This is a genomic window from Streptomyces sp. NRRL WC-3618, from assembly GCF_001280005.1.
Lineage (GTDB): Bacteria > Actinomycetota > Actinomycetes > Streptomycetales > Streptomycetaceae > Streptomyces.
Genome location: NZ_LGDW01000471.1, coordinates 1 through 20,558 on the forward strand (window position 1 = coordinate 1; position 20,558 = coordinate 20,558).

At 71.0% G+C, this 20,558-nt stretch carries 23 protein-coding genes and 1 pseudogene; 18 read left to right on the forward strand and 6 right to left on the reverse strand.

Features of this window, described 5'->3' with window-relative positions; genetic code table 11:
* The 12 genes and pseudogenes from ADL01_RS43060 to ADL01_RS35570 all read left to right on the forward strand — a co-directional run.
* Nucleotides 1-438: pseudogene (locus ADL01_RS43060) on the forward strand (helix-turn-helix domain-containing protein); the annotation flags it as partial.
* A 174-nt stretch (nucleotides 439-612) separates the two neighbouring features.
* Nucleotides 613-960: a hypothetical protein gene (locus ADL01_RS35520; protein ID WP_053746184.1), complete on the forward strand. Its 348-nt coding sequence runs from the start codon at nucleotides 613-615 to the stop codon at nucleotides 958-960.
* Nucleotides 957-1,214, forward strand: a complete 258-nt coding sequence (locus tag ADL01_RS35525; protein WP_053746185.1) for a hypothetical protein — start codon at nucleotides 957-959, stop codon at nucleotides 1,212-1,214. The genes ADL01_RS35520 and ADL01_RS35525 overlap by 4 nt, the downstream gene beginning before the upstream one ends.
* A 118-nt stretch (nucleotides 1,215-1,332) precedes the next feature.
* Nucleotides 1,333-1,536 (forward strand): toxin-antitoxin system HicB family antitoxin, encoded by a 204-nt coding sequence (locus tag ADL01_RS35530; protein ID WP_053746186.1) that lies wholly within the window; start codon nucleotides 1,333-1,335, stop codon nucleotides 1,534-1,536.
* Nucleotides 1,533-1,838 carry a type II toxin-antitoxin system PemK/MazF family toxin gene (locus tag ADL01_RS35535; RefSeq protein WP_053746187.1) on the forward strand — a complete coding sequence of 102 codons (306 nt, stop codon included), beginning with the start codon at nucleotides 1,533-1,535 and terminating at the stop codon, nucleotides 1,836-1,838. Before ADL01_RS35530 ends, ADL01_RS35535 begins: the two co-directional genes overlap by 4 nt.
* 153 nt (nucleotides 1,839-1,991) lie before the next feature.
* Entirely contained in the window at nucleotides 1,992-2,876 is an 885-nt protein-coding gene (gene mshB, locus ADL01_RS35540; RefSeq protein WP_053746188.1) for an N-acetyl-1-D-myo-inositol-2-amino-2-deoxy-alpha-D-glucopyranoside deacetylase, read from the forward strand.
* The gene (locus tag ADL01_RS35545; RefSeq protein WP_234354908.1) at nucleotides 2,873-3,352 is read left to right on the forward strand and encodes a DUF6113 family protein; all 480 of its coding nucleotides are present in this window, start codon (nucleotides 2,873-2,875) and stop codon (nucleotides 3,350-3,352) included. Before mshB ends, ADL01_RS35545 begins: the two co-directional genes overlap by 4 nt.
* A gap of 156 nt (nucleotides 3,353-3,508) precedes the next feature.
* Nucleotides 3,509-5,893: a hypothetical protein gene (locus ADL01_RS35550; protein ID WP_053746190.1), complete on the forward strand. Its 2,385-nt coding sequence runs from the start codon at nucleotides 3,509-3,511 to the stop codon at nucleotides 5,891-5,893.
* Nucleotides 5,894-6,080: 187 nt separating this feature from the next.
* Nucleotides 6,081-7,010 carry an ABC transporter ATP-binding protein gene (locus ADL01_RS35555; protein ID WP_053746191.1) on the forward strand — a complete coding sequence of 310 codons (930 nt, stop codon included), beginning with the start codon at nucleotides 6,081-6,083 and terminating at the stop codon, nucleotides 7,008-7,010.
* Complete coding sequence (locus ADL01_RS35560; RefSeq protein ID WP_053746192.1) at nucleotides 7,007-7,747, forward strand: ABC transporter permease; 741 nt, start codon at nucleotides 7,007-7,009, stop codon at nucleotides 7,745-7,747. The genes ADL01_RS35555 and ADL01_RS35560 overlap by 4 nt, the downstream gene beginning before the upstream one ends.
* The gene (locus ADL01_RS35565; RefSeq protein WP_053746193.1) at nucleotides 7,744-8,916 is read left to right on the forward strand and encodes a sensor histidine kinase; all 1,173 of its coding nucleotides are present in this window, start codon (nucleotides 7,744-7,746) and stop codon (nucleotides 8,914-8,916) included. Before ADL01_RS35560 ends, ADL01_RS35565 begins: the two co-directional genes overlap by 4 nt.
* Nucleotides 8,913-9,530: a response regulator transcription factor gene (locus ADL01_RS35570; RefSeq protein ID WP_053746194.1), complete on the forward strand. Its 618-nt coding sequence runs from the start codon at nucleotides 8,913-8,915 to the stop codon at nucleotides 9,528-9,530. Before ADL01_RS35565 ends, ADL01_RS35570 begins: the two co-directional genes overlap by 4 nt.
* A 104-nt stretch (nucleotides 9,531-9,634) precedes the next feature.
* On the opposite strand, the gene ADL01_RS35575 is transcribed toward ADL01_RS35570, so the two are convergent.
* Nucleotides 9,635-10,498, reverse strand: coding sequence for a transglutaminase-like domain-containing protein (locus ADL01_RS35575; protein WP_053746195.1), 864 nt, complete (start codon nucleotides 10,496-10,498; stop codon nucleotides 9,635-9,637).
* 17 nt (nucleotides 10,499-10,515) lie between these two features.
* Complete coding sequence (locus ADL01_RS35580) at nucleotides 10,516-11,517, reverse strand: GNAT family N-acetyltransferase (protein ID WP_053746196.1); 1,002 nt, start codon at nucleotides 11,515-11,517, stop codon at nucleotides 10,516-10,518.
* 141 nt (nucleotides 11,518-11,658) lie between these two features.
* On the opposite strand from ADL01_RS35580, the gene fdxA reads away from it, so the two are divergent.
* Entirely contained in the window at nucleotides 11,659-11,979 is a 321-nt protein-coding gene (gene fdxA / locus ADL01_RS35585) for a ferredoxin (RefSeq protein ID WP_003985062.1), read from the forward strand.
* 170 nt (nucleotides 11,980-12,149) lie between these two features.
* Entirely contained in the window at nucleotides 12,150-13,241 is a 1,092-nt protein-coding gene (locus tag ADL01_RS35590) for a bifunctional succinyldiaminopimelate transaminase/glutamate-prephenate aminotransferase (protein ID WP_053746197.1), read from the forward strand.
* A gap of 113 nt (nucleotides 13,242-13,354) precedes the next feature.
* Here the strand turns inward: ADL01_RS35590 and ADL01_RS35595 are convergent, their stop codons facing one another.
* A complete protein-coding gene (locus tag ADL01_RS35595; RefSeq protein WP_053746198.1) occupies nucleotides 13,355-13,807 on the reverse strand; it encodes a hypothetical protein in 453 nt (150 codons plus the stop codon).
* A gap of 319 nt (nucleotides 13,808-14,126) precedes the next feature.
* On the reverse strand, nucleotides 14,127-15,104 hold the full coding sequence (locus tag ADL01_RS35600) for a heavy metal transporter (protein ID WP_078960959.1): 978 nt from the start codon (nucleotides 15,102-15,104) through the stop codon (nucleotides 14,127-14,129).
* A 177-nt stretch (nucleotides 15,105-15,281) separates the two neighbouring features.
* Between ADL01_RS35600 and dapE the strand changes: the two genes are divergently transcribed.
* Nucleotides 15,282-16,361 (forward strand): succinyl-diaminopimelate desuccinylase, encoded by a 1,080-nt coding sequence (gene dapE, locus ADL01_RS35605; protein ID WP_053746199.1) that lies wholly within the window; start codon nucleotides 15,282-15,284, stop codon nucleotides 16,359-16,361.
* Nucleotides 16,362-16,452: 91 nt separating this feature from the next.
* On the forward strand, nucleotides 16,453-17,211 hold the full coding sequence (locus ADL01_RS35610) for a TIGR00730 family Rossman fold protein (protein ID WP_053746200.1): 759 nt from the start codon (nucleotides 16,453-16,455) through the stop codon (nucleotides 17,209-17,211).
* A gap of 99 nt (nucleotides 17,212-17,310) precedes the next feature.
* Here the strand turns inward: ADL01_RS35610 and folP are convergent, their stop codons facing one another.
* Complete coding sequence (gene folP, locus ADL01_RS35615) at nucleotides 17,311-18,171, reverse strand: dihydropteroate synthase (protein WP_053746201.1); 861 nt, start codon at nucleotides 18,169-18,171, stop codon at nucleotides 17,311-17,313.
* A 285-nt stretch (nucleotides 18,172-18,456) separates the two neighbouring features.
* Here folP and ADL01_RS35620 point away from each other — a divergent pair, with 285 nt between their 5' ends.
* Together ADL01_RS35620 and ADL01_RS35625 are read left to right on the forward strand one after the other, a co-directional pair.
* Nucleotides 18,457-18,807, forward strand: a complete 351-nt coding sequence (locus ADL01_RS35620; protein WP_053746202.1) for a DivIVA domain-containing protein — start codon at nucleotides 18,457-18,459, stop codon at nucleotides 18,805-18,807.
* Nucleotides 18,804-19,394, forward strand: a complete 591-nt coding sequence (locus ADL01_RS35625) for a DNA-3-methyladenine glycosylase I (RefSeq protein ID WP_053746203.1) — start codon at nucleotides 18,804-18,806, stop codon at nucleotides 19,392-19,394. The genes ADL01_RS35620 and ADL01_RS35625 overlap by 4 nt, the downstream gene beginning before the upstream one ends.
* Nucleotides 19,395-19,434: 40 nt before the next feature.
* Here ADL01_RS35625 and ADL01_RS35630 read toward each other — a convergent pair whose 3' ends face one another.
* Nucleotides 19,435-20,238: an enoyl-CoA hydratase/isomerase family protein gene (locus tag ADL01_RS35630; RefSeq protein WP_053746224.1), complete on the reverse strand. Its 804-nt coding sequence runs from the start codon at nucleotides 20,236-20,238 to the stop codon at nucleotides 19,435-19,437.
* Nucleotides 20,239-20,558: the final 320 nt, after the last annotated feature.

Here is a 20,558-nt window from a genome sequence, read left to right on the forward strand (position 1 = left end):
CCCAAGAAGCGCACCCCACGCAAGCCCCTCCCCGCCGTACCGCAGCCCGCGTACAAGGGACCAGGCCTTCTCCAGGCCGCCACCGACCTCCTCGCCGACCTGCGCCGCCACGATCCCGGCCTGCTCCTCTCCGCCTGCGACGTGGCCCACCTCGCACCCGGCGTCGCCGCCTGGCTGGAGCGCGACGTCGGCCCCACCGCCGTGCGGCACGCGCTGACCCGCGACCTGCCACCCGAAGGAATGCGCCGCCCAGCCGCCCTCCTGGCCCACCGCCTCACAGCCCAGCTGCCGCCTTCGGCGCCGTTCCGCGCACCGGCGGCCTCGCCGCCGGCCGTCCGGAGCCCGCTCCAGACTTGCGACGGCTGCGAGCGTGCTTTCCGCGCGCCAGAGCCAGGTCGCTGCCGCGACTACCGAGTCGCCGTTCCCATGGCCGCCTGACGCACACAGGCGCACGTCATCGCCTCCCCGACACGAAAGACTCAGGGTCTCGCCATGGTCAGCCCGTCACCCTTGAACAGATTCCCCGCCGACGCGTTTCCCGCCTCCTCCCGAGGCTCGCTCAGCCGCCGCCCTGGCTCGATACGCTGGCGGGGGCATCCCCAGGAGGACACGATGAGCACCCAGTCTGACCACGGACACGAGCTGATCCCCCGTCCCGAGCACACCCCTGACGCTCTGCGCGCGGCCCTCGCGGCCGTCGAACCGGGACGTCTGGAGGAGATGCAGGCCCAGAAGGACGAGGCCTTCGCCAAGGCGGTGGAGTGGCAGTCCCTCAGCCCCGTGCGGAGCTGGGTCCTGACCTGGGCCAGGAACATCGAAATCGCGCGCCGACCCGATCTGGCCGCCCGCTACGCACATGCGACGAGCCGTCTGGAGCACGAAGATCCGGTCACTGCTCGGGAAGCCCTGCTGGAACTGAGTTCCATCCTGGACGAGGCCATGAAGGCAGCTCGCGAGTGAGCTGGAAGTGGGAGTACGCCTTTGGCGCGGAGGCTGCCGCGCGTACTGCTCCAGCCGCGTTCCTCGGTGCGGTGGAGAGAAAGGCGGACGAACTGGTCAGGGCAGCAGAAGCCCTCCATGTCCACGGCCGGGCCCATGGAGAGGCGGACCCGAAGGGTGGCGACATCATCGTCCCCGGGGGAATGTTCACGTATCAGGTCGTCGTGCGGAGCGAGCGCGTTTACGTCGTCCAGATCACTTACCTGGGGTTCTGAGGGCATCCGCAGGATCAGGATCCGGAAAGGGTGACCCGGCCGCTGCCGCGACTGCCGATCCGATCTCACCGGAAGGAAGCGCCTTCACGGTGCGCAGTGCGACGACTAAAGTGGTGGCATGAGTGTATTCACGGTTCGCATACCGGATGATCTCGACGTCGAAGTGCGCAAGGCCGCGGCTGACGCGGGGCTTTCGTTGAACGCCTACATGGTCCGCACCCTGCGCGAGCAGACACTCCGGGACGCGCTGGCCGCTATGGACAGTGAAGGTGCGCTGCTGGTCGACACCGGTGACGACGATCCGGCGGGGGACATCCGTTGAAGCGAGGCTCTGTCTGGGAGGTTCCGGTCGGCGAGGCCACTCGTACGGTCGTGGTGCTCTCCATCGACGAGGTGAATACGAAGTTCCAGGCAGCCGTGTGTCTGCTCCTGCATCCAGCAGGCGCCTACCCGGACACACTGGTCTCCGTGCCGATCACCGATCCGGTGCAAGCGGTCGCAGTTCCCGTGAACATCACCCAGTACGCCGCCCGGCGCTTCGAGAACGCCAAGCGACTGGGCGCGGTGACGCCCGAGACGATGGAGCGCATCGAGCGTGCCGTTCGCTCCGTTCTCGGCCTGTAGGACCCTGAGCCCCATGGGACAGCATTGACTGGATCGAACGTATCGCGCCGGCCATCGCCCATGTGCTTGACGACCACCCCAACGATCACGGCGACGGGCAACGGGTACCCAGGGGGCGGCGGACGTCGGGTCCGCGCCTCGTAGGCTTGCCCCATGACGGAAATGCCCGACCGGCGTCTTCTTCTGGTGCACGCGCATCCGGACGACGAGTCGATCAACAACGGCGCGACCATGGCCAGGTACGCGGCCGACGGCGCCCTGGTGACCCTGGTCACCTGCACCCTCGGTGAGCACGGCGAGGTCATTCCGCCCGAGCTCGCGCATCTCACCGGCGCCGCCCTCGGCGAGTACCGGCTGCGTGAGCTGGACGCGGCGATGCGCGCCCTCGGCGTCGCCGACCACCGGCTGCTCGGCGGTCCTGGCCGATACGGGGACTCCGGGATGATGGGGCTCGCCGACAACGACGACCCCGGCTGCTTCTGGCAGGCGGACGTCGACGAGGCCGCCGGGTACCTCGTCGAGGTGATTCTCGAGGTCCGCCCCCAGGTCGTCGTGACATACGACCCGGACGGCGGCTACGGCCACCCCGACCACATCCAGGCCCACCGCGTCGCCATGCGCGCCGTGGAGCTGGCCGCCCAGGCCGGCTGGAGCGTGCCCAAGGTGTACTGGAACCGGGTGCCCCGTCCGGTCGCCGAGAAGGGCTTCGCCCGGCTCCAGGAGGCGCTGCCCGGGCTGCCCTTCGCCAAAGCCGGCACGATCGACGACGTACCGGGTGTCGTGGACGAGGAGCGCGTCACCACAGTCGTCGACGGCACGGCGTACGCCGGCGCCAAGGCCGACGCGATGCGCGCCCACGCCACACAGATCGAGGTGGCCGAGCCCTGGTTCGCCCTCTCCAACCAGCAGGCCCAGCCGCTCTTCACGGACGAGTACTACGAGTTGGTGCGTGGGGAGCCGGGCGAACGCGGTTCGGGGTGTGAGACGGATCTGTTCGACGGGGTTTTCGACAGGCCCTCAGAGAGCGGTGTGCGATGAGTGCGAACGGAAAGATCCCCGCGGGCGGAGCACGCGGAAAGGCCGTGACGGGGGCCGATGGCGCCGGTGCGGGCGGGAGCGGTTTGCTGGCGCAGCCGCTCGTCGCGCCCTCTCCGGGGCGTGCGGCGGTCTACCTGGGACTCTTCGTCCTCGGGGCCGTCGTGGGGGCCGCGGGGGCGCTGGTCCAGGGCGCGTGGTTCCCGGGCGGGCTGCTGCTCGCGCTGGGCGGAGCGGGCGGGCTGTTCCTGGGCGGGGCGCGGGGCGTCGGCACTCGCGCCGGGGCGGTCGCGCCCGTGGTCGGCTGGATGGTCGCCGTCGTCCTGCTCACCGCCAGCCGCCCGGAGGGGGATTTCCTGTTCGCCGCGGGAGTCGGCTCGTACCTCTTCCTCCTCGGGGGGATGGCTGTCGCTGTGATGTGTGCCACCCTCGCCCGGACGCGGCAACCAGATGGCCCCGCCGTCCGACTTGGGAAGTGACGTACTACTTCGCCGCCGCAACCGCGTGGGGGTCCAGTGATGGTTTCTCCGGCGGTCGTGGGATACGTGCCGGGAGCGGCCAGTATGGTGGTGCGCGCCGCCGAGCTGCCCGCGTGAGGTCGCGTCGGGCGGCGGAGCCAACCGGGAGAACCTGCCTTGAGTCGTGAAACTGACAGTCCGTCCTCCGGGCCCAACGGGCGCGGAGGTGCCGCCTACCCCTCGGGGACACCGCCGTACGGCACGCCCATGGCGTCCGACGGCGGTGCGGACGCGGGCCGTTCGGCCGCGGAGCCGGACGGGCCCAAGACCGAGACCACGCTGACGACCCGGATCCGGATCAACATCCCCGGATCCCGGCCCATTCCGCCGGTCGTCGTCCGGACGCCCGTCGCGGAGCCCGAGTCCGCCGAGGACACCGGCACGCACGCGCGGCCGAAGACGGGCGGCGACGGCCGGACACCGGCCGCGCCCGCGTCCAACGGCGCCGCCGATCCGTCCGCCGAACCCCCGGCCCAGGGCGGGGAGAAGACCAGCGACTGGTTCGCGCCGCGCAAGGCCGGTGCGCCCAAGGGCGGTCCGGGCGCCGGCGCGAGCAACGGCGCCGGTCTGCCCGGCGGTTCGGGTCCCGTACCCGCAGGACCCCGGCCCGCCGCCGGACCCAACGGTGTGGGTTCCACGGGCTCTTCGCGCCCCGGTCTGGGCGTCATGGGCGCCGCGGGCAACGCGGGCGGCCCACGCGCCGCCGGTGGGGGCGCCAAGGGTGCCGGGCTCCCCGGGGCCACCGGCGCCGGTCCGGTGGCGCCGGGGCACGGTGGCGGCACCGGTTCCTTCGACGTGTCCGCGCTGGCGGCCGGGGCGGGACCGCTGAGCACGTCTCCCTACGCGTCGGCCGGCAACCCCCGTGGCGGCCAGGGTGATCCCGGTGCTGGTGTCGGCGACGGTCGTGGTGAGCCGCGACGCGACGACCTGCCGTACTTCCCGGACAACGGTCAGGGCGGCCCCAACGAGCAGGCCGGCCTCAACGGTCAGGGCGGCCTCAACGGTCAGAACGGCTTCGGTGGTGGTCAGGCCGGCGGGTTCGGCCCGCAACACGACTTCTCCGCCCAGGACGACTTCACGGCGCCCAACGACTTCGGTGACTTCGGCGTCCAGAACGGTCAGGGCGGCCTGGGCGGCCAGAACGGCTTCGGACCCGGCGGCCCGGGCGGCCCCCGTGGACGCGGCCCCGCAGGCCCCACCGGCGGTCCCGTCACCGGAGACGGCCCCGTCGTCCCGCCCGTCGCCGGCAACGGCTCCGTCGCCCCCGGCATGTCCGGGACGGGTCGGCTCGCCGCCGGGCTCAGCGACGACACCGCGATCCTGACCCCGCAGAAGCACGCCTCCGAACCGGGCGGCGGCTACGGCGGTTCCGTGGACAACGTCTCCAGCTCCACCCTCACGAGCGGCATGCCCGTCGTGCCGACCGACCGGAACTCCCCGTTCGGGACGGGCCCGCACCCCGACGGACCGCTTCCGCACACCCCGCCGAAGCTGCCCGAGCCGGTGTCGCCGAACACCCCCGCCGCTGCCGCGCCCAAGGGCAAGAAGGCGAAGAAGAAGGGCCGCAGCAAGGTCACGCTGCTCGTCGTCGGCGTCTTCGTCGTCGCCGGTGCCGCGTACGGCGCCGGGCTGCTGATGAACCACTCCGACGTGCCCAAGGGCACCACCGTGTTCGGCGTCGACATCGGCGGCGGCACCCGTGACGAGGCCGTCAAGAAGCTCGACGACGCCTTCGACGAGCGGATGACCCAGCCGCTGAAGCTGTCCGTCGACGGCAAGACGGTCGAACTCAAGCCGGACCAGGCGGGACTCCAGTTCGACACCCAGGCCACGGTCCGGGCGGCGGCCGTCAGCGACTACAACCCGGTGTCGGTGGTCGGCTCGCTCTTCGGGCAGCAGCGGGTCGTCGAACCCGTCATGCCGGTCGACGAGGAGAAGCTGGCCGCCGCGCTCCAGCTGGTGTCCGGCGGGGCCGGCTCGGCGAGTGACGGCACGATCAGGTTCCTGTCCGGCAAGGCCGTCGCCGTCTACGGCAAGGCGGCCAAGGGCATCGACCCCGGCGCGGCCGCCGAGCTGGTCGTGAACGCCTACCGCAGCCAGGTGGAGAGCGGCACGAGCACGCCGGTCCAGGTGCCGACCAAGGTGCAGGGGCCGACGATCTCGGACGCCGAGGTCGACCGCATGATGAAGAAGTTCGCCGTCCCGGCGATGTCCGGCAAGGTCACCGTCAAGGCCGACGTCGGCACGGCCGAGGTGCAGTTCAGCCCGGAGAACTCCTTGTGGAAGTTCCTCCAGGTGAAGCCGATCAACGGCAAGCTGGTCGAGGCCTACGACAAGACCGCGCTCAAGGAGCTGTACGGCGGCACCTTCGACCAGGTCCTGATCGCCCGGGGCAACGGCAACAAGACCCCGGTCACCGTCGAGGACGTGATCGGAGCGTTGCGCCCCGCGCTGATCAGCTCCACCAACCGGGTCGGCGTCATCGAGACGAACCCGACGTAGCGGTTCGGCCGCGCGGCAGGTACGTCGGAAGGGGCGCCCGAGGACATCGGGCGCCCCTTCCGACGTACGGGGACGTCACCCTCGTACCCCAGGACCGATGTCATTGACCGATGACGTCGACCCATGACATCTGTCATCCGCGAGTCAGGACCCCGGGCACTGCCCGGCGGAGCGGGCCCAGGCCACGATGGACCCCATGGAAACCACTTCCGTGGTCGCTTTCGACCAGGTCACCAAGAGCTACGGCGACACACGGGCCGTCGACGGGCTCACCCTCACCCTCCGGCCCGGCGAGACCGTCGCCCTCCTGGGCCCCAACGGCGCCGGCAAGTCGACCACCCTGGACCTGCTCCTCGGTCTCAAGCAGCCCGACAGCGGCACGGTCCGCGTCCTCGACAAGAGCCCCCGGGACGCCATCGTCGGCGGCGATGTCGGCGCCATGCTGCAGAGCGGCGGCCTGATGGACGAGGTGACCGTCCGCGAGCTCGTCTCGCTGGTCTGCGCCCTGCATCCGCGCCCCTTCCCCGTCGGCGAGGTCCTCTCCCGGGCCGGGATCACGCAGCTCGCCGACCGCAAGGTCAACAAGCTGTCCGGCGGCCAGGAACAGCGCGTCCGGTTCGCGCTCGCCACGGCCGGGGACAGCGCCCTGATCGTCCTGGACGAGCCCACGACGGGCATGGACGTCACCGCCCGCCAGGCCTTCTGGGCGACCATGCGCGAGCAGGCCGACCAGGGCCGTACGGTCCTGTTCGCCACCCACTACCTGGAGGAGGCGGACGCGATAGCGGACCGCGTCCTCGTCCTGCACCGGGGCCGGCTGCTGGCCGACGGCACGGCCGCCGAGATCAAGGCGAAGGCGGGCGCCCGCCGGATCTCCTTCGACCTGGAGGCCCTGGAGACCCCGGTCGACGAGGAGGCACTGCGCTCCCTGCCCTTCCTCACCTCGCTCGACGTGTCCGGTCAGACCGTCCGCATCCAGTCCGCCGACACCGACGCGACCGTCCACGCCGTGTACGGACTCGGCCTCTACCCGCGCAACCTCGAAGTGGCCGGCCTGGGCCTTGAACAGGCGTTCGTCACCCTCACCGCCGCAGCCGAGGAGGCGCGCACCTCATGAACAACCTCATCCGACTCGAGATCACCCGGGCCCTGCGCAACCGCAAGTTCCTGTTCTTCTCGGTGGTCTACCCCTCCGCGCTGTTCCTGCTGATCGCGGGCAGCGCGGACAACACCACGAAGGTGCAGGGCATCGGTCTCAGCCTCCCGACCTTCTTCATGGTCTCCATGGCCTCCTTCGGCGCTCTCACGGCCGTCCTGATGGGCAACAGCGAGCGCATCGCCAAGGAGCGGGAGAGCGGCTGGGTACGGCAGTTGCGGCTGACCCCGCTGCCGGGCCGCGGCTATGTGCTGGCGAAGACGGCCAGCGCGGCCGTGATCAGCCTCCCGTCGATCGTGATCGTCTTCGTGGTCGCGGCGGCCGTGAAGGACGTACGCCTGGACGCCTGGCAGTGGCTCGCGCTCACCGGGGCGATCTGGGTGGGCAGCCTGGTCTTCGCCGCGCTCGGGGTGGCCATCGGCTATCTGGCGAGCGGGGACGCGGTCCGCCCGATCACGATGATCGTCTACTTCGGCCTGTCCATGCTCGGCGGCCTGTGGATGCCGACGACGACCTTCCCCGAGTGGCTGCAGGACATCGCCAAGTGGCTGCCCACGCACGCGTACGCTGCCCTGGGGCGGTCCATCGAGCTGGGCGACGTCCCGAAGGCGCAGGACGTGGCGATCCTGGCCGTCTCGTTCGTGCTCTTCGCGGGCGGCGCGGCCTGGCTGTACCGGAAGGACACGCTGAAGGCGTGAGCAGCGTCGGCATCGGGCAGCGCCCGACGACCCCCAAGCGGCGGGTGATGAAGTCCCTGTGGATCGGCGTCTGGCTGGTCTACCTGGGCGCACCGGTCGGCGACCTCCTCCACGGCGGCCACAGCACCGGCGTACGCGTCCTCGGCTGGCTGGGCCTGGCGGTCTTCGTGGCCTGGTACGCGGCCCTGGTCTTCCGCACGGGCCGCGGCGAGACGACCCGCATGGTGGTGGCCTCCCTGGGGCTCCTCGCGGCCCAGTCGGCCGTCCTGACCCTCAGCCTGGGCCGCGAGTGGCTCGTCCTGTTCGTGTACGTGTCCACCTCGTCCGGCGCCGCCCTGCCGCTGCGCATGTCCCGCTGGGCGATCGCCGCCAACGCGGCCCTGATGTCGGCCGTCGCGTTGGCGGTCCCCGGCGGTCGCTCCCTCCTGGCCGACCTCCTTGTCCCGGCCCTCCTCGGCGGCGCCGCCATGGCGGGAGTACGGCAACTCGTGCGTACGACGATCGAGTTGCGGGAGGCCCGGGCCACGGTCGCCCAGCTCGCCGCGAACGAGGAACGGCTGCGCCTGGCCCGGGACCTGCACGACCTGCTGGGCCACTCCCTCTCCCTGATCACCCTGAAGAGCGAGCTGGCGGGCCGGATGCTCCCCGCCCACCCCGAGCAGGCCGCCCAGCAGGTGGCCGACATCGAGAAGGTCAGCCGCCAGGCCCTGGTGGACGTACGCGAGGCGGTGAGCGGCTACCGGCGTCCCCGCCTGGCCGGTGAACTGGCGGGCGCACAGGTCGCGTTGACGGCGGCGGGCATCACGGCGACGCTGCCCGCGGACGCCGCCCCGACCGACGTCGACGAGGAGGCGGAGTCCGCCCTCGCCTGGACACTGCGCGAGGCCGTGACGAACGTCGTACGGCACAGCGGGGCCCGGCGCTGCACGGTGGAGGTGCTGAGCCGGCAGACCCTGGACGGCCCGGTACTCGAACTCTCGGTCGAGGACGACGGCAGGGGCGACGGCTCCTCCGGCACCCCGGGCAACGGTCTCACCGGCCTCGCGGAACGCCTGGAGAAAGCGGGCGGCTCCCTGGAGGCGTCCCGCGTGAAGCACGGCTTCCGCCTGGTGGCCAGGGTGCCGTCGGGCCCCCGGGTCGCCCCGGCGGACGTAGGATCCGGTTCATGACCCGCACGATCAAGGTTCTGTTGGCGGAGGACCAGTCGATGGTCCGCGAGGCGCTGGCCGCGCTGCTCGGCCTGGAGCCCGACATCGAGGTCGTGGCCCAAGTGGCGCGCGGCGACGAGGTGTTGCCGGCCGCCCGGGCCCACGCCGACCTGGACGTGGCCCTCCTGGACATCGAGATGCCGGGTGCCACGGGCATCGAGGCGGCGGCCCAGCTCCACCGGGAATTCCCGTCCCTGAAACTGGTCGTCCTCACCACCTTCGGGCGCCCCGGCTACCTGCGCACCGCCATGGAATCCGGCGCCGACGCCTTCCTGGTCAAGGACGCCCCGGCCGCCCAACTCGCGGCAGCGGTACGCAAGGTACTCGCCGGGGAACGCGTCATCGACCCGATGCTGGCGGCGGCGGCACTGGCGGACGGCGCCAATCCCCTGACGGACCGCGAACGCGAGGTCCTACGCGCGGCGGCGGACGGCGCCACAAACGCCGAACTGGCAAAGACCCTGCATCTGTCGCAGGGCACGGTCCGCAACTACCTCTCCACGGCCATCCAGAAACTGACGGCAAGAAACCGAACGGAAGCGGTACGGATAGCGAGAGAGAAGGGTTGGTTGTAAGAGACTTGGGCGTCGCCCACCCAGGGGCGCGAGGCTGTATCCATGTGCGGCTCCGCCGCGTGGGCGCGACAAGCCACAACGCACCCGAACCCGAAAACGCAACCTCAGTTGAGGCGGGCTCGAGCCGCTCGAGCCTGCCCCCGCATACGCTCAGCCGACGGCAAGTCAAACGTAGAAACGACCTCCGCATACCCCTCAAGCTCAGCCGCCCCCGCGAGAAACTCCCCCCTCCGCACCAGCAACTGAGCCCGCTCATACCGCAACCGAGCCGGATGCGAAGGCAACAGCAACGCCAACTCCACCGCCCACAAGGACACTTCCGACCGCTCAGGCCGCGCCGCCCCCCACGCCCGGACGTTGTTCAGCACCCGCATCACCACGTCCAGCGGATCCGCGGGCGTCAGCATCGACGGATCCAACGCCTCCCCCGTCGCCCCGGCCACCAGCAACTCCGCGTCGCCCCCGCTCAACACCCGCCCCCCGTCGAAGGGATCGGCGAGCACCTGTTCGTCGACCGGGCCGAACCCCACGACGAAGTGTCCGGGCAGCGCGACCCCGTACACCGGCGCTCCCGCCCGCCGCGCGACCTCGATCCACACCACGGACAGCAGAATCGGCAACCCCCGTCGCCGTACCAGCACTTCGTGCAGCAGCGACGACTGCAGCCGCTGATAGTCGGCGGGGCCGCCACAGAACCCCTCGCGCTCGCCGAGGAGTTCGCGCAGAGCCGTCGCCCAGGAGCGTGGGCCGCCCGGCCGGAACGGCAACTGCCCGGCCAGCCGGTCGAGTTCCATCTGCACGGCGTCGATGGCGGCGTCGTCGAGCGCCCGGTCCGCGACCGCGCCCATCAGCAGACACAGCGTCGTCAGATCGGGCCGCTCGGCCCGCGCCTCGTCCGCGAAGAGCCGGCGCAGCTCGGCGGACCGTCCGGGCCCCGGCGGAAACGGAGGGGGATGAGGCAAACGCATACCTGGCCCGTCCCCTCTCACGCTGGTCGATAGTGATGGTAGGAGTGATGCGCTCCGAACCCCATCCCGGCGTACAGGGCGCGCGCCCCCGCATTGTCGGCCTCCACCTGAAGCCAGGCAGCCGACGCGCCCTCCGCCAGCGCCCGCCCGGCCAGCGCGGCCATGACGGCCGTGGCCAGCCCCCGTCGCCGCTGGGCGGGATCCACCTCAACCGCGCCGAACCCGGCCCACCGCCCGTCCACGACACACCGCCCGATCGCGGCGGGAGGCTCGTCCGCGCCCCCGGACACGGTCGCGAACCACACCGAAGGCCCTCCTCCGAGCACCGCAAGGGCCACGTCACTCACACCCTTGCGCTGGTACCGCGAGAGCCACGCCTCGTCGGCCTCCCGGGACAGCACGACCTCCGCCGCGTCCGTGCCGAGATCGGCGACGGCCGCCAGCCCCCCGACCCACAGCTCGGCCGTGACCTCACGCGTCCACCCGCGCGCCTCGAGCTGCGCGCACAGCAGCTCCTGCGTGCCCTCGGCACCGGTGGCGGTCTGGACGTAGGCGGGCAGGCCGCGCTCGTCGTACCAGCGCCGTATGAGGGTCAGCGCCTCGTCGAGCGGCACGCCGGGGTCGCCGATCGGCAGCACCGAGTTGGCGCGCCGGGTGAACCCGGAAGCCGCCCGCAGCTCCCAGTCGCCGAGCCGCTCGCTCTCCAGCGGCTGCCAGGACCGTGCGGAGACCCGCGCCAGTTCCTCGTACGAGGCGGCGGGACCGCGACGTCGGGCGGGCGCCGCGGGGACGACCTTGGCCGCCACCAGGGACGCCTCCGCCACCCGGACACGCTCGCCGTTCCGCCGTGTGATCAGAAGCACACCGGCGTCTTCGTCCCATGATGTGAGAACGCCGACCGTGTCGGTGAACATCTCTTTACCCGGAGCTTCTTCGTTCAGCCGTCGAACTGAGACACGTTTGCCCACGTCAGCAGCGGTAATGCGGACCTCGAGACGGCCGGCCGCAGAGATTTCCACAGGTCAGTTCACCCCTCCTGTATGGATCATGCCCCGGAACGGAGATACTAGGTGCGGGCATCGACGACGCCGCGCTCCCGCGCGCCAGGTGGCGGAGCCTGTAGAAGGCTCGCCAGCGCCCTATCGAGGAGGAACGACAGCGTGACCTACGTCATCGCGCAGCCTTGTGTCGACGTGAAGGACAAGGCGTGCATCGAAGAGTGCCCGGTCGACTGCATCTACGAGGGCTCCCGGTCCTTGTACATCCACCCGGACGAATGTGTCGACTGTGGTGCCTGTGAGCCGGTCTGCCCGGTCGAGGCGATCTTCTACGAGGACGACACTCCGGAGGAGTGGAAGGACTACTACAAGGCTAACGTCGAGTTCTTCGACGAGCTCGGCTCGCCCGGCGGCGCCAGCAAGCTGGGACTGATCGAGCGCGACCACCCCTTCATCGCCGCGCTGCCGCCGCAGAACGGCTGAGTGCGCCCGTAGCACCCGCGTCGCCCCGGTCCCGTACGGCCTGATCACCTTGATCTTGACCGCCGTACGGGACCGAGGCGTTTGTTCGTACGCATGTACGTGACGTTTGTGCTGTCGTTCGTACGTGTCGTTGATACGTCCACTCCGTGCCGGAAAGTGAGCCAGATCCCGTGTCCGCAGTCTCCGACCGCCTTCCTGCCTTCCCCTGGGACAAACTGGAGCCGTACAAGAAGACGGCTGCCGCGCACCCGGACGGCATCGTCGACCTGTCGGTCGGCACGCCGGTCGACCCGGTCCCCGAGCTGATCCAGAAAGCGCTGATCGACGCGGCCGACTCCCCGGGCTACCCGACCGTCTGGGGCACGCCTGAACTGCGCGACGCGCTCACCGCCTGGGTCGAACGGCGCCTCGGCGCCCGGGACGTCACCCACCGCCACGTCCTGCCGATCGTCGGTTCGAAGGAACTGGTCGCCTGGCTCCCGACCCAGCTGGGGCTGGGCCCGGGGGACAAGGTCGCCTACCCGCGCCTGGCCTACCCGACGTACGAGGTGGGTGCCCGGCTGGCCCGCGCGGAGTACGAGGTATACGACGACCCGACCGAGCTGGACCCGACCAATCTGAAGCTGCTCTGGCTCAACTCGCCCTCGAACCCCACGGGCCGGGTGCTGAGCAAGGAGGAGCTGACCAGAACGGTCGCCTGGGCCCGCGAGCACGGCGTGCTGGTCTTCTCCGACGAGTGCTACATCGAGCTGGGCTGGGAGGCCGACCCGGTCTCGGTGCTCCACCCCGAGGTGTGCGGCGGTTCGTACGAGGGGATCGTGTCCGTCCACTCCCTCTCCAAGCGCTCCAACCTCGCCGGCTACCGCGCCGCCTTCCTCGCCGGCGACCCCGCGGTCCTCGGCCCGCTGCTGGAGATCCGCAAGCACGGCGGCATGATGACCTCGGCACCCACCCAGGCGGCGGTCGTGGCGGCGCTCGGCGACGACACGCATGTGCGCGAGCAGCGCGAACGGTACGCGGCCCGGCGCACGGCCCTGCGCGAGGCGCTGGTGCGGCACGGCTTCCGCATCGAGCACAGCGAGGCCAGCCTCTACCTGTGGGCCACCCGCGAGGAGTCCTGCTGGGACACCGTCGCCCACCTCGCCGACCTGGGCATCCTGGTGGCGCCCGGCGACTTCTACGGCACCGCGGGCGAGACGTTCGTCCGCGTGGCCCTGACGGCGACCGACGAGCGGGTGGCGGCGGCGGTCGCCCGCCTGTAGTCGCGGCGACGCAGGCGCAGGCAGAAACAGAGGCAGAAACAGAGACAGAGACGGAGGGGCCCGGGGGAAGATCCCCGGGCCCCTCCGCCATCACCTGTTCACCGCTGCTCGGGTCAGCCCAGCGGCAGGCCCTGCAGGGGCAGCTGGCCGGCGCCCGGCAGGCCCTTCGTGGGGAGCGCGTCCGTCGGCAGGCCGCCCTTGGTGGCGGTCTTCGCGGTGTCACCGAGGAGGGCGCCGGCGTCGCCCGTCGCTCCGCCGGCCGTCTTCTGCGCGGCGGGCGTGGCCTTCTTGGCGACCTTGCCGCCTGTCGCGGCCGCCGCCGGCACGGCCTTCTTGACCGCGTCGCCACCGGTTTGGCCCGCGAGCCCGGAGACGTTCTGGGCCGCGCCGTCGACGGTGTTGCCGACGTTCGCCCCGTCCAGGGCGGTCAGGCCGCCCAGGTTCGGGGTGGCCGGCAGACCGGCGGGGGCCGCGCTGGCGGAGCCGGCCGCACCGACCCCGGCTGCCGCTCCCGCTGCGACGAGCAGCGCTACGCGGGCGATCCGGCGGGTCAGGGGGAGGGACATGATGCTCCTGAGTGTCGGTTGACTGTTGATCGTCCGGACTCGGACGCAGTGACTACCGCTCGAAGGCCCCTGAAGGTTGCGGCGCCGCAATGCAAAGAGTTGGCAATGCGTCGCATTATCGGTTGCGGATAAAAACGGGCAAAGGCCACCCGGTCCGAAAGTCGGGTGAATCCGTGTGACGTCTTGCAGCCCTTTGTTCGCAAGGGTTCTGGCGGACGGTGCGCGGATGGGACGGCGACTTGGCGAAAACCCGCGCAGACTTCCGCCGGGACCCGCCAGGAGTAACCCTCGCGAGTGACGGTTCGTACGCCCGCTCGTACTACCGCGCGGTGACGATACGGACCAGGTCCGTGCCCTCGCCCACGCCGTTCCCCGTGCCCACCGGGCGCCACTGGCTGTCGGTGCTGCCGGCCGTCCATCGGCGCCCCGCGTACGACACGTTCTGGATGTGCAGCGCGGAGGCGTTGGCCACCGCCCACTGCGCCAGCTGCCAGCCGCGCCGGTGGGCCGCCGTCCGGTGGGCCTTGCCGGTGCCCGGGGGCACCGGAACCGTCACGGTACGGAGCGCGACGGCCGTCGGAGCGGTGGGGGAGGGCGAGGGGGCGGCGGCGGTCCTGCGGGCCACCTCCGCACCGGCCACGGCGAGCACATCGCGGCCGAAGTCCCGTAGGAGCGCCACCCGTACGGCGTCCGGACCGCCGGGCGGGGTGGGGTCGGGGCGGCCCTCGCAGGTCAGGGTGGCCGCCGCGTGCCCGGTCAGGGCCGCCGCCAGCAGCACGGCGTCCGGCTCGTGCTTCGCGTACGCCTCGGGATAGCCGCTGCGCTGCACGCGCTGCGCGGCCAGGGTGAGAGGGAGGCGCGTGTAGTCGGAGATCTTGACGAGATGGTCGTAGAACTCGCCCGCGGAGTGGGCCGGGTCCATGATCTCCTTCTCCGTGCCCCAGCCCATGGAGGGCCGCTGCTGGAACAGGCCCAGCGAGTCCCGGTCGCCATGGGGGAGGTTACGCAGCCCCGACTCCTGGAGGGAGGTCGCCAGGGCGATCGCGACGGCCCGTTCGGGCAGCCCGCGCGTGGTGCCGACCGCGGTGATCGTCGCCGCGTTCACCGCCTGCTCGGGGGTGAACCGGTAGGTGGCTCCGGCGCCGCCCGCCGAGACGACCTCGCAGTCCGGATTCCCGGTCCCGCCGGTGACGTACTGCACCGCGAGATAGCCCGCCACGGCGAGCAGGACCACGAAGGACGCGACGCGACGCAGGAGGCGGCCGCGACGAGTGGAGGTAGCAGACGACTCCGGCATCCGTACAAGGTACTGGAGAGTAGTGAGTGCGGCTTCCGTGACTGGTGAGGAAGGTGTTCGGAACGGGGTGAAGGGATGGTGTGGGGTGGAGTGGGGGGCGGGGTGTGAGGTGGTGTGTGGGGGAGGCAGGATGCGGTGCGCGTCGGGCTCGCGGGGCGGCGCGTTAGGGTCGTCGGCATGGCCGATACCCCGCTTGACCTCTCGTTGGACGCCGCCCTCCTGACGGCGTGGCTCGTCGACTTCCCCTCGGAGAGCGGCAGCGAGAAACCGCTCGCGGACGCGATCGAGGCCGCCCTGCGTGCCCTGCCGCACCTCACCGTCGAGCGGTACGGGAACAACGTCGTCGCCCGGACGAACCTGGGCCGCGCGCAGCGCGTGATCCTGGCCGGCCACATCGACACGGTGCCGATCGCCGACAACGTGCCGTCGCGGCTCGACGCCGACGGCGTGCTGTGGGGCTGCGGTACGTGCGACATGAAGTCGGGCGTCGCGGTGCAGCTGCGGATCGCGGCCACGGTGCCGGAGCCGAACAGGGACCTGACGTTCGTCTTCTACGACCAGGAAGAGGTCGCGGCCGACCTGAACGGCCTCCGGCATGTGGCCGGGGCGCACCCGGAGTGGCTCGAGGGCGACTTCGCGGTGCTGCTGGAGCCGTCCGACGGTCAGGTGGAGGGCGGCTGCCAGGGCACGCTGCGCGTGCTGCTGAAGACGTCGGGGGAGCGGGCGCACTCCGCGCGCAGTTGGATGGGCTCCAACGCGATCCACGCGGCGGCCCCGATCCTGGCCAAGCTCGCCTCGTACAAGCCGCGTTACCCGGTGATCGACGGTCTGGAGTACCGCGAGGGACTGAACGCGGTCCGCATCGGGGGCGGAGTGGCGGGCAACGTCATCCCCGACGAGTGCGTGGTGACCGTCAACTTCCGTTACGCGCCCGACCGTTCGGAGGCCGAGGCGCTCGCGCACGTACGGGAGGTGTTCGCGGACTGCGGCGTCACGGAGTTCGTCGTCGACGACCACAGCGGCGCCGCCCTCCCCGGCCTCTCCCATCCCGCGGCGGCGGCCTTCATCGAGGCGGTGGGCGGCACACCGCAGCCCAAGTACGGCTGGACGGACGTGTCCCGCTTCAGCGCGCTCGGCATCCCCGCAGTCAACTACGGCCCCGGCAACCCGCACTTGGCCCACAAGCGGGACGAACGGGTGGAAACCGCAAAGATTCTGGCGGGCGAGGAACGGTTGCGGGCCTGGCTGACGTCATGACCCGAAAGCGGACACCCTCACGTCCCCCGTCCGTAACCGGCGGAGATCTACGCTGAGGTGGAACGACAGTAGGTGGAGGAAGGGAGCGGCCATGGCTACCGGCAACCCCGAGGGCAAGAAGCAGCCACCGGATGAGCAGCGGCTCGGACCGGTGCTGCGCAGACGCCAGCAGGTCCAGGCGAGCACCACCGACCAGCGTCTCCTTGACGCGGGAGGCCCCTCCGACTGGGTCCACACGGACCCCTGGCGGGTCCTGCGCATCCAGTCGGAGTTCATCGAGGGCTTCGGCACACTGGCCGAACTCCCGGCCGCGATCAGCGTGTTCGGCTCGGCGCGGACACCGGTGGACTCCCCGGAGTACGAGGCGGGCGTCCGCCTCGGCCGGGGTCTGGTCGAGGCCGGGTTCGCGGTGATCACCGGCGGCGGCCCGGGGGTGATGGAGGCGGCGAACAAGGGCGCGTGCGAGGCGAAGGGCGTCTCGGTGGGGCTGGGAATCGAGCTCCCCTTCGAGCAGGGGCTCAATGCCTACGTCGATATCGGCCTGAACTTCCGGTACTTCTTCGTGCGAAAAATGATGTTCGTCAAGTACGCGCAGGGCTTCGTGGTCCTGCCCGGCGGGCTCGGCACCCTGGACGAACTCTTCGAGGCCCTCACCCTCGTCCAGACCCAGAAGGTCACGCGCTTCCCGATCGTCCTCTTCGGGAGCGCGTACTGGGGCGGCCTGGTGGACTGGCTGACCAACACTCTGATCGCCCAGGGCAAGGCATCGGAGAAGGACCTGATGCTCTTCCACGTCACGGACGACGTGGACGAGGCGGTGGCCCTCGTGTCGAAGGAGGCTGGGCGCTGAGCGCCGGGAAATTCAGCCCCTCCGGCGTTTGAGGAGCGGGGTCTGGGCGGAGCCCCAGAGGGACGGGACGGGTAGGGGCGGCGGGGGCGAGGAAAACGCCTACGCCAGCCCCCGCCGGGCCACCGCCGGGGGACGGTGGCCGGCGATCGACGCCACCATCTCCAGCACCTGCCGCGTCTCCGCGACCTCATGGACGCGGTACACCCGCGCCCCCAGCCACATCGACACCGCCGTCGTCGCCAACGTCCCCACCAGCCGTTCCTTCAACGGCCTGTCCAGCGTCTCGCCCACGAAGTCCTTGTTGGACAGGGACACCAGCACCGGCCACCCGGTCTCGACCATCTCCCCCAGCCGCCGCGTCGCCTCCAGGCTGTGCCGCGTGTTCTTCCCGAAGTCGTGCCCGGGATCGATCATCACCGACTCCCGTGGCACCCCCAACGCGACCGCCCGCTCGGCCAGCCCGAGGGTCACTCGCAGGATGTCGGCCATGACATCGTCGTACGCCACCCGGTGCGGCCGCGTCCGAGGCTCCGCACCGCCCGCGTGCGTGCACACCAGCCCCGCCCCGTACCGTCCCGCGACCTCCGCGAGCCGGGGATCGACGCCGCCCCACGCGTCGTTCAGCAGATCCGCGCCGGCCTCGCACACGGCCTCGCCCACGTCGGCCCGCCAGGTGTCCACGCTGATGATCACGTCGGGGAAACGGCGCCGCACCTCCGCCACGAAACCGACCGTCCGCCGCGCCTCCTCCGCCGCCGTCACCTCTTCGCCCGGCCCCGCCTTCACCCCGCCGACGTCGATGATGGCGGCACCCTCTGACACCGCCTGCTCCACGCGCGCGAGCGCCGGCTCGTCGTGGAAGGTGGCCCCCTGGTCGTAGAAGGAGTCCGGGGTCCGGTTCACGATCGCCATGATCACCGGCTCGTGCGCGCCGAATTCACGCCTGCCCAGTCTGAGCATCGCCTGTGACCTCTCCTAGTGCGCTTCCCGGCACGTTCCCGCGCCCGGCCGGGCGATCGGCCCTGTAATCGGCCGCCTGCGACCATAACTGCCAGACTCGCATGGCACGATCGAAGCCTGCCGCATTCGGCTCAGGCGCCTCGGTCAACCCGATCAACCGATCACCCTGATCAACCTGATAGAGCTGATCCACCTGATCCACCGATCAACCCGTACATCGGTCCACCTGATCAACTTGATCAATCTGAGCAACCCGATCCATCCGAATCCCGTGGGGACCCAGCGATGTTGATGTTCTTGTTCCTGGTCGTCGCGCTCGCCGTCGTGGTCGCCGCGGTGACGCTGGCCGTGGTCGGCGGCGGCGAGAGCGCCGTCCTGCCGGAGGTTGCGCCCGAGCGGCTCCAGGACGTCCTGCCGCCTGACCGTCCGGTCGGCCGCGGCGACGTCGAGTCCCTCCACTTCCCGGTCGCCGCCCGCGGCTACCGCATGTCGGACGTCGACGACGCGCTCACCCGCCTCGGTGCCGAACTCGCCGAGCGGGACGCCCGTATCGCCAACCTGGAGTCCGCGTTGGCCGGCGCCCAGGCCGCGCCGCGGGTCACCTTGGACAAGCCGGACGAGGGGCACGAGCAGTGAGCGACGCCGGGATGGCCGTGGCCGGACCGGACGGGGCCCTGCGCTGTCCCTGGGCGCTGTCCACGGAGGACTACGTGGCGTACCACGACGAGGAGTGGGGCCGCCCCGTCCACGGCGACGACGCCCTCTTCGAACGGCTCTCCCTGGAGGCCTTCCAGTCCGGCCTCTCCTGGATCACCATCCTGCGCCGCCGGCCGGGCTTCCGTACCGCCTTCGCCGACTTCAAGATCTCGTCCGTCGCGGTCTTCACGGACGCCGACCGCGAACGGCTCCTCGCCGACGCCGGCATCATTCGCAACCGCGCGAAGGTCGACGCGACGATCGCCAACGCGCGCGTGCTGGCCGACTGGGCCCCGGGTGAGCTGGACGAGCTGATCTGGTCCCACGCCCCCGAGGCCGCCACCCGTCCGGTCCCCAGGACCCTGTCGGACATCCCCGCGATCACCCCGGAGTCGACGGCCCTGTCGAAGGCACTGAAGAAGCGTGGCCTTCGCTTCGTGGGCCCGACGACGGCGTACGCGCTGATGCAGGCGTGCGGGCTGGTGGACGACCACCTGGAGACGTGCGTGGCGAGGAGCGCCCCGTAGGCGGCTGTAGGGCCCTTCCGGAAGTGCTCGACGACAAGCCCTAGCGGCCCAGATACTTCGGCTTCTCCTTGCTGACGAACGCCGCCACCGCGATCGCGTGGTCCGCCGACGCGCCCGCCCGTGACTGGAGTTCGTCCTCCTTCGCCAAGGTCTCCTCCAGGGAGTGCGTGAACCCGTACGCCACGGCCTCCTTGATGGCCGCGTACGCCACCGTCGGGCCGTCGGCCAGGGCCCGCGCCGTCTTCTCGGCCTCCGCCCGCAGCTCCGCCGCCGGGACGACCCGGTTCGCGATGCCCAACTCGTACGCCTCCTGCGCCTTGATGCTGCGCGGGAACAGCAGCAGGTCCGCCGCGCGGCCGGGGCCGACCACGCGCGGGAGCGTCCAGGAGATGCCCGAGTCGGTGGACAGCGCCACGCCCGCGAACGACGTGTTGAAGGAGGCCGTGTCCGCGACGACCCGGTAGTCCGCGGCGAGCGCGAAGCCGAAACCGGCCCCGGCCGCGACGCCGTTCACGCCCGCCACCACCGGCTTGGGCATGCTGGTCAGCGCCCGTACGACGGGGTTGTAGTGCTCGCGGACCGTCGTCATGGTCTGGCCCGTGCCGGCCTCGCGGTCGGCGGCCAGCAGCCCGATGTGCTCCTTGAGGTCCTGGCCCACGCAGAACGCCCGGTCACCGGCGGCGGTCAGCAGCACCGCCCGCACGGCGTGGTCCGATGCCGCCGCCTCGACCGCCTCCCGGAGCGCGACCTTGGTCGCGATGCTCAGCGCGTTCATCGCCTCGGGGCGGTTCAGCGTGATCGTCGCCAGCCCGTCGTGCACCTCGTAGAGCACGGTGTCGGCCATGGGGGTCCCCTCCAGAAGTCGCGGCTGCGTTCGTCGTACGTACTGATCCACGTACTGATCCACGTACTGATCCACGTACTGATCCACGTATCGATCAACGTACTGATCCACCTACTGATCAGTACGCCTCGTCCCATGACAGCATGTCGGAGATCACGCGCCGAGGAGAGGGCCGGTCATGTGACCTGTGTCAAAGAATTCCGGTGAGGGCGCGGTCGGTGGGAGTCGGTGCGGCGGCGCAGTATCGCAGCCACATCGCCGAATTGAGTGGTTTTGCTCGCGCGCGTTGCCCAAGCGATGCCGACTGATGTTGGTCATAG

What these genes read in the sequence shown, in the direction of transcription:
- ADL01_RS35530 (WP_053746186.1), top strand. Translation starts at nt 1,333, where the DNA reads ATGAGTGTATTCACGGTTCGCATACCGGATGATCTCGACGTCGAAGTG.
- ADL01_RS35600 (WP_078960959.1), bottom strand. Translation starts at nt 15,104, where the DNA reads ATGCCGGAGTCGTCTGCTACCTCCACTCGTCGCGGCCGCCTCCTGCGT.
- ADL01_RS35610 (WP_053746200.1), top strand. Translation starts at nt 16,453, where the DNA reads ATGGCTACCGGCAACCCCGAGGGCAAGAAGCAGCCACCGGATGAGCAG.
- ADL01_RS35570 (WP_053746194.1), top strand. Translation starts at nt 8,913, where the DNA reads ATGACCCGCACGATCAAGGTTCTGTTGGCGGAGGACCAGTCGATGGTC.
- folP (WP_053746201.1), bottom strand. Translation starts at nt 18,171, where the DNA reads ATGCTCAGACTGGGCAGGCGTGAATTCGGCGCGCACGAGCCGGTGATC.
- ADL01_RS35545 (WP_234354908.1), top strand. Translation starts at nt 2,873, where the DNA reads ATGAGTGCGAACGGAAAGATCCCCGCGGGCGGAGCACGCGGAAAGGCC.
- ADL01_RS35520 (WP_053746184.1), top strand. Translation starts at nt 613, where the DNA reads ATGAGCACCCAGTCTGACCACGGACACGAGCTGATCCCCCGTCCCGAG.
- dapE (WP_053746199.1), top strand. Translation starts at nt 15,282, where the DNA reads ATGGCCGATACCCCGCTTGACCTCTCGTTGGACGCCGCCCTCCTGACG.
- ADL01_RS35575 (WP_053746195.1), bottom strand. Translation starts at nt 10,498, where the DNA reads ATGCGTTTGCCTCATCCCCCTCCGTTTCCGCCGGGGCCCGGACGGTCC.
- ADL01_RS35560 (WP_053746192.1), top strand. Translation starts at nt 7,007, where the DNA reads ATGAACAACCTCATCCGACTCGAGATCACCCGGGCCCTGCGCAACCGC.
- ADL01_RS35595 (WP_053746198.1), bottom strand. Translation starts at nt 13,807, where the DNA reads ATGTCCCTCCCCCTGACCCGCCGGATCGCCCGCGTAGCGCTGCTCGTC.
- ADL01_RS35620 (WP_053746202.1), top strand. Translation starts at nt 18,457, where the DNA reads ATGTTGATGTTCTTGTTCCTGGTCGTCGCGCTCGCCGTCGTGGTCGCC.
- ADL01_RS35630 (WP_053746224.1), bottom strand. Translation starts at nt 20,238, where the DNA reads ATGGCCGACACCGTGCTCTACGAGGTGCACGACGGGCTGGCGACGATC.
- ADL01_RS35555 (WP_053746191.1), top strand. Translation starts at nt 6,081, where the DNA reads ATGGACCCCATGGAAACCACTTCCGTGGTCGCTTTCGACCAGGTCACC.
- mshB (WP_053746188.1), top strand. Translation starts at nt 1,992, where the DNA reads ATGACGGAAATGCCCGACCGGCGTCTTCTTCTGGTGCACGCGCATCCG.